Raw genomic sequence first — 11,727 nt, forward strand, 5'->3', positions numbered from 1 at the left:
TTTAAAGCGCCTATATGGCGCTTTTTTTTTGATTGTAAAGTCGCTTTTTCAGGACTTTAATTATAACTATTTTTGCAGTTATACAGACAGATCTGGGTTTGTAATGTAAGCTTTATGTTAACTAAAGTTGTTTTGTAGTTAACGTTCTTTATTAGGCCAATTGTAAATTGGCTCAATTTAGCGATCTAAACTGTTGAAAGAGAAACAATCAATGTGTGAATGCAGCATAAAGTATCACCGATATTTAGTTATAGCGTTACTCATGTTAATTGGGAGTGGCTGTACTGTATCGCCAGATAAAACTACGTTAAATGAACAAGTTAAAGATTCTCCTGAATATGTAACTATCACCGCACTTGAGCTAGCACAGCTAAAAGATGCAGCCTTGCAATGGCAACAAGCACGTTCTGGTATAGAGCGACTATTAAAGTTAGAACGTGAGCTTACATATTTAGTTGATAATTTAGATATTATTAACAGTAAAGCAATAGCGCAATCTAATCAGGCTGTTAGCAATCGCTATGCTCGCTCATCAATTAAGACTAATGCCTCGCCAAACCTCAGGTATGGTAATAACTACGCAAGCACCTCAGATAACGTTGAACGACCGAGACAAAGATATAGTAACCGTTATGTAAAACCGACTGGTAGGGACGTTCTAAAAAATCAGCGATATAGCAGCCGCTATGCTAGTGTTCCTACAAAAATAATTACAGCTCCTTCAAAAAGCTACAGTAAACGAACTGTGCGCTCGCCAGTGAAAGCTATTAATCCAAGGATGAATAAAAAGGTCGCTTCTAAAATATCGATGGCAACAAAAGTGGCAATGGTAGATAAAAATAAAAAAGTATTTGCCTTACAGGTAGCGTCGCTTGATTCAGAAGAAAGTGTTGCTAAGCAGTGGAAGCACATTAACAAAAAAGCAGCGCCTTTGTTTAAGGATAAAATCACGACAAACATTGAAAAAGCAAAAGTTAATAACAAAACCTATTATCGATTAAAATTAGGTGAGTATTTTAACTTTAAAAGTGCTGAGGATGATTGTGAGGTATTTAAATTCTATAAAGTTGATTGCTTTGTGAGTAACTACACTGACAAACCAATTAGATTATAAATTATTTATTTGGCGCTTTTATTGCATAATAGCTAGAGCTAGTTTTTTGTAATAGGTGCTTTAAAGTGAAACTTCGTTTAATAATATTACTAATACCCTTTGCATTAGCTGGTTGTAGCAACCAGCTAATGCCCGCCGACTCACAAAGCGACAAGCTTGTGCGTGAAAAAGATATAAAACCTTACTTAGAGCAATGGGATAACAACAAAGAGCAAATAGCGCGTTTAAGCACCATGGAAGAGGACTTATCATTACTGATTCAAGCTCTTTCTGCACAAACAGATATTGATACCGTACCTGAGCCGTTGAAAGAGAAGGTAAAACGTGTTGAATATGGCTCTAAGCAATCTTTACAACTCTCATCAGAAACTGCCTTAGCCGATAACACTATCAGTACAAACAAAGCAATTTACGGTGTGCAAATTGGACGTTATTTAGTTTCTAACGGAGCCAAAAGGCAAGTACAGCGACTAAAAGAGCAATATCCTCAATTGAACAGTATTTTACAATACCGCATTAATGAGCAACAAAAGGAATCAACAACGTTTTATAGTGTTGTAGCAGGCCCGCTAAAAAATCAACAGCAAGCAGCGCAGCTGTGTTTATTTTTTTATAAGATGGGTAATAAATGTACCTTAGCGGCATTTTTAGAGGATGTTTAAGGTTTTTTACGTTTATTTTTGCATCCTTTTATTATAAATCAAAATAAAGTAAATATTTTCTAACTTTTTAGTGATTTTGGCCGATACTTAACATAACCTGACTGACAGGTTTATACTTTATATCTAAGGGAAAACTATGAACAAAATATTTACTAAAGCAGCATTAGCTGCATCAATGGCTGTTCTTTCTTTCGGCGCTGCAGCTGAATCAGTTTCGTTTCAAGCAGGTGTTACAGTTCAAAATGCTTTTACCTTGACTAACGATTCTGCACTAGATTTTGGAACAATTCGTGCATCAGCAGATTTAGCAGCAGCTGAGACGGCTACCCTTGTTTTAGCCGCAAATCCAGCGACCTCACCTACAACTGCTTCTACATCGATTGCAGATGCTGAAATCGCAATTTTAGTACCAGGTGCACCAGCTTCTTTTTCTGTTTCTGGCGTGTCTCCTTTCGGTTCACTGACAATTACAAATCCGACAGAAACTGCAATTTCACCTGATGCAGCACCTGCTGGTACTGCAGCATTTACTTTGGGTACTCCAACGTATTATGTGCTAACTGGCGCGACGCCTAACAGTGCTGCTACAACGACCATTCAGGTAGACGCAAATGGTGAAGCGACATTTAATGTTGGTGCCACATTAACGACAGATGCCACTACTCCTACGAGTGATTACATTGATGGCACTTACAGTGGCTCATTCACATTAGAATTAAACTATTAATGAGCAAAGCCTGCTTTATTATAAAGCAGGCTATTTTATGAAATTAATTTTATTCATACTAGCAGCTTCCTTAACTCCAGGTTTGTGCGCGCAGGTAACACCGCTTGAGCCATTGAGTTTTGGTAAAATTGTTATAAGTGATAATCAAAGCATTAGCTCCATAACTTTGTTGCCTAGTAATACAAATACCTTAACCAATAAGATATATTTACTTGAAAAAGGCCATGCAGCTGAATTGCTGCTTGAAGGATACCCTGCACGTATTCAAGTAAATGTAAGTGACTTTGTAAGCGACCAACCTTTAAATAACATTTTCGGTGGTGCATCTCTGATTTTAAATCAACTCATATACAATGCGACCATTACAACCGATACCACAGGGACTGCGTTATTGAGAGTTGGGGGGCAATTGAGTACCTCAGGTGACGGTAATACTTATAAAGATGGCATCTTTGATACTACAATTGAAGTGACGCTAAATTATTAGACAACTAGAGATGTTGATTAAATGACAATAATAAAAACTTTTTTTATCTTAGTAAGCTTTATTTTAATTAGCTTTCATTCTTATGCAAACTTACTTATTTCTCCAACAAGAATCAATTTTGATGAGCGCCAACGTGTTGCTAAAGTCATTGTTGTTAATAACTCTAATGAACCCAAAACTTATAGGTTGGAGTGGCAAGATAAAGTCGCACTAGCTGGCGGAGGGTATGCTAATTTAGCGGCTGATCAAGAAAGTTCATCTTCACTTAAAAATATGGTTAGGATCAGCCCATCACAAGTTAGATTAGCGCCAGGAGAAAGGCAAATAGTTAAGCTTGCTATTCGAAAGCCGAAAGTTTTAGCAGAGCAGGAATACCGCTCTCATCTAGCCTTTAAAGCACTCCCTAATGAAGCTCAAAGTCAGCAACAGAGACTAGGCATCAAGGTAAATTTACTCTTAAGCTACACTATTCCCGTTATTTTGCGAAAAGGTGCTGAAAAACCCAATGTAAATATCAGTAATTTACAGCTTATACACAGCCCAGAAAAAAAGGCGCTTGAGATTGAAATTAAGCGAGAGGGTGACTTTAGTTCTTTTGGCAAGTTAGAAGTTTTCTTTAAGCAAAAAGGAGCGGATACAGAGAAAAAGATCGCCATGTTAAACGATTTTAGTATTTACCCTGAGCTAAAAACAACAACGGCGACGATACCAATTTTTGCAGATCAAAATATCCCGAAAGATGGTCAAATTCGCTTAATTTATACAGGGCTTAAAGAATATCGCGATACTATTTTTAGTGAAAAGTTTGCGCCAATCAATAATGCAATTATCGGTAATTTGAAATAGGCGATGTATTACTTTAAGCGCTTAAAGTGGTTGTTGATCATTTTTTTATCAATTGATCCATTATTAGCAGCAGAGCCTGACACTCAGGCCATTCTTGCTAGCATAAAAAAAATAGATAAAAAATGGCAGCAATACAACACTGAACAAGCTGTAAATGAAAGAACAGAGCCTGAGCTTAATGTGCAGCAAGGTGAGGGCATCCCCGAAGGGGAGTTATTATTTTTTTCATCGTTCGTGAAAAAAAATTACCTAGGTGAAATGCTCGGGGTGAAAAGTAAAACAGGTGTATTAATAGATTTATTAAGTTTTTCAGAAAGCCTGGATTTTGCTATCGATATAAATAGCGATGACCTTATTGCTCAAGGGTGGTTTATTCGTGAAGATAATCAGTTTTATCTAGACCTAAATACAAACACAGCACAAATTAACGGCGCTAGATATTCATTTAACAGCCAACAAGCTTATGCTGATAACGGCGATATGTTTGTTGATAGTAACTTGCTAGCGCAGTGGTTTTCGTTAGATATTGATATTGAATATTCAGCACTTGAGCTATATGTAAGCTCCCCTACCAAATTACCTATAGAATTAAAACGCGAAAGAGAGCAGCGAGAAACTGTAACTAATAGAGAGTCACGTCAAGCAATACTACCGTGGAAGGCCAGTCCATACAGTGCAATTTCATCTCCTCTTGCTGATGTGCAGCTTAGTGCAACCAAGAGTAATACGGATTCAGCGATAGGGTACTCTGTATTAGGGTCAAATGACTTAGCCTATTTTAATGCTCAGTATTTTTTTGCAGGGCGAAAACAAGATTTACTATCAGATTCAAGATTATCATTTAGCCGTCAAAGTAAAGATGCACGGTTATTAGGTCCTTTAAATGCGACAACTGTTCAATTTGGAGATGTATTAGCAACTCAAGTCGGTAAACAATTTAATAGTAGTTACGCCAGAGGAGTAAAAGTTGATAACAAACCACTTTTTAAACAGGTTAATAGTAATCAAATTAATTTAACGGGTGCTATTCAACCAGGGTGGGATGTTGAGTTATACCGTAATGATGTACTGCTAGCGCAGCAGTTTAGTTTAGCTGATGGACGTTATTTATTTGAAGATATTGATTTATTGTTTGGTGCTAATAATTTTGAGCTAATTTTTTATGGCCCACAAGGGCAAGTAGAGCGAAAAACAGAGCAATATTTTATAGATGGTAATAGTTTGTCAGCAGATGAGTCGTTCTATGAGTTGTCAATTACTGAGCAAGGTGAGCAGTTATTTAATCAATCACTTTATTCAACAGAGGGCAAAGGTTGGCAGCTAGCAGGCCGTTATGAAACGGGGTTAACTGATTATTTATCGGTTTATGCTGGTACATCAATATTAAATAGCAATTCGGGTGATAATGTTAACAATTATGCTTTTGGTTCAAACCTAAGTATATTTGATAAAGTATTACTTAATCTAGATTATGAAAAAAATAATAACGATGAAGATAAGCTAGAGGTAGCTGCTAGAGGTGAGTTAATTGGTCAATCGGTACGTTTAAGTCTGTCTCAAAACAATGAGAAAATAGTTGGTGATACAGAAACAGCGAAAACTGAAAGTTATCGATTATATACGGCAGGAAAGTTGTTTGATAAATCGTTTGGAAGCTTGAGCTATCAAAATACGCTCGCATATAACAACAGAGAGTTTAGCGACTCATATTTAAGTGTTGATAATACCTTATCTTATAATTTAGGCGGTACCGTTGTTAGTAACAACTTAATTTGGCGAAAATTTGATTCTTTAGATGATGCAACAACACTTGGCAGCATGCGTCTTCAACATAGATTTGGTAAAACATACACTCGTTTTAGTGTTGACTATAGCGCAGACTCTGGTTCAACTATACTGGGTTACCAAGCAGAATTAAGCCGTAGTTTATCTCAGAATTTGCAATCTGAATTCACACTGAGAAACTCCCGTATAAATGATTTAGTTTCTATGGAGTTGGGTCTAAATTGGCAAAGCGATAGTTTTAGCTTAAATAGCACAATGAGTTACGATGATGATGATAACTGGCGGCTAGGTTTATTTAGTCGCTTTAGTATTGGTTTTGATACGAACACTGACGAGTACTTTTTAAGTAAAAGAAGCCTCGCAAGCTCTGGCACTTTAATGGTTAGAGTCTTTCTTGATTCAAATAATAACAATATTCAAGATGACGGAGAAAAGGGAATTGAGGGCGTTAAGGTAAAAGGAGTTCAAAACTATCGCCGAGCTGTAACCAACGAAAATGGTTTAGCGATTCTTAAAGGGATGCCGGCAAATAGAACCACCGATATAGTGATAGAGTCAGGTAGTATTAGTGAGCCTTTTTTAGTTGCCGCCCACGATGGCTTTTCTATTACACCGCGTGCCGGCTTTGTTGAATATATGGAAGTCCCGCTTAATAACAGTAGTGAATTAGAGGGAACTGTTTACAAACAAGATGAGCAAGGCAGTAGTGAAGTACAGCCTTTTGCCACCGTAAAATTACTCGACAAACAAGGCAAGCAAGTGGCACAAACACAGGCTGCTTACGATGGTTATTATTTGTTTACCGATTTACGGCCTGGCGAATATAAAGCGGTTATAGATGATGAATTTAAGCAACGTAAGTCTTTAAAAGATACGCAACAGGTGGTGGTTAATTTACCAGCGCAAGGTGAAGTAGTAATGGGCGTTGACTTTGAGCTTAAAGAAAAAACACAAACTCCAGCGTATATTGCTAATGCGGGTGGGTTTTCATCATTGCCAATTATGAAAGCGTATTATCAATTAATTAAACGTCATTTAAATGAGCAATCAAAGCGCGATGCTTTTTATATTAAAGACGAAAAACAAAAACGGTATATTTTAGCTGTCGCTTATGCCGAGTCTGCGCAAGGGGAACTTGAACAAGTATGTGCAGAATTAAAAGTAAAAGGCTTGAACTGCCAAGTCCAAGCGCAACTTATTAGCCACTAATAACAATAAGGTTTAACCATGCAATATGCTAATTTATATAAACGCTACTCAATACTAATTGCCTGTATTGCTGCTCTTTTTATATCAGGATGCAGCACCCCCCCAAATGCAGAATCACCTAAGCCAATTCAAGCGAGTGCCAATCTTTCTGAGGAGGAGTTGGCGCAGCTCAAAGCATCGTCTCAGCAGTGGCAAGCAGCCAAAGCAGGTGTTGAGCGTTTATTAGTGATTGAACAAGATCTAAAGCTATTAATAAGCCAATTAAATGCGGTAGCAAAACAAGGTTCTGCATCAACAAATACGCCTGAAGTACCAACAGCTAAAGCTTCGGCTGAAACGGTAGCACCAAAAGTTGCACAAAAAGCTAAAGTAGCAGCGAATACAGCTGATGAAAAACAAGCCGTTAAAGCCTTATTTGCCTTACAAGTTGCAGCCGTTACCGACAAAGAGCGACTTAGCCAAAGTTTAAATCAAATAAAAGCCAGCGCATCTTCGTTATTTCAGGGCGAATTCGTGGCGAATGTAGAAACTATTAACGTGAGTGGCATGACTTACTACCGTTTAAAGCTTGGAGCTTATCAAAATCAAGCCAATGCCGCTGCTGATTGCGATAGACTTAAACAGCGCCAAATCAACTGCATTGTGAGCCATTACACCCAACAGCCATTAAAATAAATATGCATCTAGGGTATTAGGCATAATAATTGCTTTGTAACTATTATGTTTTTAGAGGATGGCAACTATGCGCCTTTTGTTACCCTTACTATTATTAAATTTAGCGGGCTGTAGCTTAACACCCCAGCCAAAGCCAAGTATAAGCACTGATGCGCCTAAAGCGGTCATGGCACCCTATACGCTCAACCAGTATGTAAATAGCTTGAGTGCTCAGCTCAGCCATATCAAAGAGCCTTTTAAAAGCACCGCTTCAATCGCGGTCAGCAGCTTTTATTTAGCCAATGCTTTGGATTCACAAATTGCCCAAGGGCAGGGGACAGGGCTTAGTCAGCAAGTTCAAGAAAGCTTAATAACCCAATTTACTCAGTTAGGGTACAACACAGTTGAATACCGGCTTGAAAACCAGCTTAACTTATCAGCAAGGGCTGACTCAGTGTTAAGCCGTAGTACCAGTAACTTAAAGCAGCGTCAGATTATTGACTTTGTGATCACCGGTACTTTAACCCGTCAAGAACATGCTTATATTGTTAATGCTCGCATGGTAAATATGCAAACTAATCAGATTGTATCTGCCGCAAGCACTGAAATTCCCATCAATGTGATGTGGAGCAATGAAAAAATACAGCAGCGCGGTGACTATATTTACCGCAGTGAATATTAATTAGGAGCACACATGAAACGCCTACTATTAACTTTATGTTTGCCACTGGGCTTTGGTTGTTCACAAATGACAAACCATAGTGACACGCAAATTACCGACGATGCGCCTATGTTTTTTGAGCAACGCCCTGTAGCTGCACCAACAAATACTGATTCGCTTTATCAAAATAAAGCCGCAGTGATGAATAAAAACAAACAAGTAAATACGCCAACCCGTAAAAATATTAATCATTATGTGCGTGGCATCATGCAAGACATGGCTGAAAACTTACAGTACGTAAATACTAAAACACCATTGGCAGTATCAAGCTTTGTTTTTTTAGACCGTGACTACAACAATGCTGACTTAGTGGGTAACCAAATCGCAGAGAGCTTTATGCACGAACTGCATAATTTTGGTGTGCCGGTCATTGATTTTAAAACCACCGATTATATGCGCGTAACGCCTGGCGGCGACTTTGTTTTTAGTCGCGACTACTTAGAGCTTAACCAAGAACAAAACTTTAGTTACGTATTAGCCGGCACGCTAGTAAACCACCAAGGCGGCATATTAGTAAACGCACGTATTGTTGGTTTAGCGAGTAAAGCGGTTGTAGGCTCTGCACAGGGCTTTATTCCACAATCAGTTATTGATGCGCTAAATAGCAGTAGCAGTGCTGATGGTATTATGCTTAAACAAGCGAGTAAGTGAGGTTTATCATGGCTAACTTAGCTAAGCGCTCAGCTTTAATTAGCATAAGTGCATTATCACTATTACTTTCAGGCTGTAATTTAATTGGTGGGGCACCTAAAGCTGAGTCTGAGCAAACGGTCGTTAGTGATCTTGATTTTAATCAGATCATGGCGCAAATGCAGCGCAATGACGAGCAAGAACAATACGCCGATACAACGCAATTTAACCCAAACCAGCATCATAAAAGTTTAGTTAACTACGTAGAGCAAATGGCACTTGATTTAACCGACACTATGCAAGTAGCCCCGCAAGATGCAGCGATTGCAGTCACCTCGTTCGTTGATTTAGACGCAAGTTTAACTACAGCAAGCCAGTTAGGTAATCAGTTATCAGAAACCTTCATACATCAGCTGCAAAAATTTGGTTATAGCGCGGTTGATTTTAAAACAGCCAATTTAATTACCGTTAATGATCAAGGCGACTTTGCATTTACCCGCAACACTCGCAAGCTTGCAGGTACGAATATAGCAAGCCATGTTTTATCGGGTACATTAATTTACCGTGCAGATGGGGTTGTTATTAACGCTCGCGTGATAAATATTGAAAATAAACGCCTTGCCGCCAGCAGCCGAACATTTATACCGCTTTACGTACTAAATAAGGAAGATATATATTTATCAAGCAATTAACTTAATTTGATACTTGATATAAAAAACCAGATGCCGTTATAATTTTTGTAAGCTGTAAGCTCGATGTGGCCTCTTAGTTAAATGGATATAACGGCCCCCTCCTAAGGGGCAGTTGCAGGTTCGATTCCTGCAGGGGCTACCAATTAAATCAATGGGTTATGTGTTTTAAGTCTCTTTCTCTAATTTCTGTGTAGCACATATGTAGCATTGTAAATTAAGATTTTAAAATTCAACGATGCCCTTTTACTAAAATAGCTAAATTACATTCAGGCTGTTATGTGCCATGGGCGGTCATTGGTAACGCCGTTTTAAGCGGCTTGTAATAGTTTGCTAAAATGTGAAACGAAGTGGAACCGAGCAAACTGTTACTAGTCCGACTTGAAAACCCTTGTTAGGTTTTTTTATGGCTGATTTTTCGTTTAAACCTCTGAAGAAGATGTTTGTCATTAGCACCAGCATGGAGCCTTTGAATGGCGCTTGTATCATTTTGGTTTTTACCAAGTACCTTTCCATAAACACCATAATCCTCATCAGCCTGTTTATTTTCAAATGTGGCTAAAATTAGCCTTGTTGATTCAAGTGATTTCAAATAGCGTGTAGCAATCTCTACCAGATCACGTGTCTTAATGTTAGATATAACGTACCGATGTATTACACGATTCCTTAGTTGATATAGAGCATTTAATTCATCGAATTTTTCATCGTCAATAATGCCAAATTCTTTAGCATGCTCGTATATTTTTCGCTCCATTATTCCCCATTCACCATCTGCTTGGAAAAAGTATTTAACATCGATATCGTTAGTTTGGGCCTTTATTTGTTTTGCGATCACAATACTCAATCTAAGGTAAGCATCTATTTGATTAGCTGCAATAGCAATTATTTCGATATAAGACTCAGATTCAATGGCAGAAAACAGTAAGTCATGAGATGCAGCTAATGAAGCGTGAAACCTATCGGATTTATCTAAATCGGCAGCAAGTTTGCGATCCGTTTGCGGGACAATTACGACAGTATTTAATATTGTCCTTACAATTTTAAGTTGTTCTTCTATACGAGGATCATTTTTTAATTTTGTGTCATGAATATATTTTCCGATTAGAGCTTGATCACCTAAAGCACCGTGGTATAAACGAGTGCAGAACTCAGAATCATCAAGATTAGATTCTCTCCACTCTAATTTTTTTATACCTTCAGGATTCGCATTTGCAACTTTAGGAGCCAATTCCTCCAACGGGTAACAACTTAATTGAAAACAACCAATTGATTCGTCGTAAGGTTGAAAGCTATAAGGTGATATTTCTTCCTCACCTTTAAAAACTGGATTGAGATATTGCCAATCTATTGGAATTTGTATTAGTAGTATACCGTTTGGCTCAGTCCAATGTTTCATTCGATACTCGATGCTATACCTGCTAAAAACCTAACAATTTAATAGTGCGCTCATCGCGCATATTTCTGCCGACTCCACGCTCATTTTTCTACATTATATAGTTTTAACAAATAACCTAAGGTATTACTATAACTATGTTTTCTAAAGTTTTTAGGTAAAGTTAAATAGAACAATATGCGCTCAGCGCTCATTTTCATGAATATATGCGCAAAAAGCAGTTTAACCAATCTATTAACGACGATATTTGGCCAGTATCAATGACCGCTTTTCGCTCAAAGCAGACGATGAAAGCCAGAATGGTTATCATATTATTCAGTACAGTTATTTACAGAACTCCAAGTAAGATCTTTTTTGCCATTCTGGCAAATGATAAGCTAAAGGTAATTTTTGGTTTTGTGTTGGTGTTCGATATGAGCTAAAGCTTAGTTAAGAGCTTTAGCTATTTGAAATGTCGTATTTAACTGCAATTTTATTTAAAAGTGATAGCTTTAGCTCTTTTTAGATAATACGGAGCTTTAGCTTTAAGTTATGCTTTTTCTACCCTCCATGAGTAGTGCCTTGTGATTATGACTTTACCAGCGAACCATAACCCTTTTACTTTGAGTATGAGTTCACTATCGTAATCGCTTTGTAAGCACTTGCCAGTTTCTTCTCATTTATTAAATCTTTTCTAATTACAAATAATAAAGCGAGTAACATAAATTTACTCGCTTTATTATTTTGATAGCTGATAGCTGATAGCTGATAGCTGATAGCTGATAGCTGATAGCTGATAGCTGATAGCTGATAGCTGATAGCTGATAGCTG

The 11,727-nt window shown here is 37.8% G+C and carries 11 protein-coding genes, 1 tRNA gene and 1 pseudogene; 11 read left to right on the forward strand and 2 right to left on the reverse strand.

Annotation, left to right across the window (positions count from 1 at the left end):
- Positions 1–262 precede the first annotated feature (262 nt).
- The 11 genes from AN392_RS15765 (at position 263) to AN392_RS15815 (ending at position 9,669) form a co-directional block, all read left to right on the forward strand.
- A complete protein-coding gene (locus tag AN392_RS15765; protein WP_055013229.1) occupies positions 263–1,114 on the forward strand; it encodes an SPOR domain-containing protein in 852 nt (283 codons plus the stop codon).
- Positions 1,115–1,179: 65 nt separating this feature from the next.
- Positions 1,180–1,776 carry an SPOR domain-containing protein gene (locus AN392_RS15770; RefSeq protein ID WP_010387819.1) on the forward strand — a complete coding sequence of 199 codons (597 nt, stop codon included), beginning with the start codon at positions 1,180–1,182 and terminating at the stop codon, positions 1,774–1,776.
- Positions 1,777–1,912: 136 nt separating this feature from the next.
- Complete coding sequence (locus AN392_RS15775; RefSeq protein ID WP_010387820.1) at positions 1,913–2,503, forward strand: DUF4402 domain-containing protein; 591 nt, start codon at positions 1,913–1,915, stop codon at positions 2,501–2,503.
- Positions 2,504–2,540: 37 nt separating this feature from the next.
- On the forward strand, positions 2,541–2,990 hold the full coding sequence (locus AN392_RS15780) for a DUF4402 domain-containing protein (protein WP_055013230.1): 450 nt from the start codon (positions 2,541–2,543) through the stop codon (positions 2,988–2,990).
- 21 nt (positions 2,991–3,011) lie between these two features.
- Positions 3,012–3,836: a molecular chaperone gene (locus tag AN392_RS15785; protein ID WP_055013231.1), complete on the forward strand. Its 825-nt coding sequence runs from the start codon at positions 3,012–3,014 to the stop codon at positions 3,834–3,836.
- Between the two features lie 33 nt (positions 3,837–3,869).
- Positions 3,870–6,830 (forward strand): MSCRAMM family adhesin SdrC, encoded by a 2,961-nt coding sequence (locus tag AN392_RS15790; RefSeq protein ID WP_235575602.1) that lies wholly within the window; start codon positions 3,870–3,872, stop codon positions 6,828–6,830.
- An 18-nt stretch (positions 6,831–6,848) separates the two neighbouring features.
- Positions 6,849–7,505 carry an SPOR domain-containing protein gene (locus tag AN392_RS15795; protein WP_055013233.1) on the forward strand — a complete coding sequence of 219 codons (657 nt, stop codon included), beginning with the start codon at positions 6,849–6,851 and terminating at the stop codon, positions 7,503–7,505.
- Positions 7,506–7,572: 67 nt separating this feature from the next.
- Positions 7,573–8,166, forward strand: coding sequence for a FlgO family outer membrane protein (locus AN392_RS15800; protein WP_010387831.1), 594 nt, complete (start codon positions 7,573–7,575; stop codon positions 8,164–8,166).
- Between the two features lie 12 nt (positions 8,167–8,178).
- A complete protein-coding gene (locus AN392_RS15805) occupies positions 8,179–8,856 on the forward strand; it encodes a FlgO family outer membrane protein (RefSeq protein ID WP_055013234.1) in 678 nt (225 codons plus the stop codon).
- 8 nt (positions 8,857–8,864) lie between these two features.
- The gene (locus AN392_RS15810) at positions 8,865–9,527 is read left to right on the forward strand and encodes a FlgO family outer membrane protein (protein ID WP_055013235.1); all 663 of its coding nucleotides are present in this window, start codon (positions 8,865–8,867) and stop codon (positions 9,525–9,527) included.
- A 67-nt stretch (positions 9,528–9,594) separates the two neighbouring features.
- A tRNA-Arg gene (locus tag AN392_RS15815) sits at positions 9,595–9,669 on the forward strand.
- Positions 9,670–9,918: 249 nt separating this feature from the next.
- On the opposite strand, the gene AN392_RS15820 is transcribed toward AN392_RS15815, so the two are convergent.
- Positions 9,919–10,920 carry a hypothetical protein gene (locus AN392_RS15820; protein WP_055013236.1) on the reverse strand — a complete coding sequence of 334 codons (1,002 nt, stop codon included), beginning with the start codon at positions 10,918–10,920 and terminating at the stop codon, positions 9,919–9,921.
- 594 nt (positions 10,921–11,514) lie between these two features.
- Positions 11,515–11,727 (reverse strand): annotated as a pseudogene (locus AN392_RS18750) (hypothetical protein); the annotation flags it as partial.

This window comes from Pseudoalteromonas sp. P1-16-1b (assembly GCF_001401785.1).
In the GTDB taxonomy this organism is placed as follows: Bacteria; Pseudomonadota; Gammaproteobacteria; order Enterobacterales; family Alteromonadaceae; genus Pseudoalteromonas; species Pseudoalteromonas undina.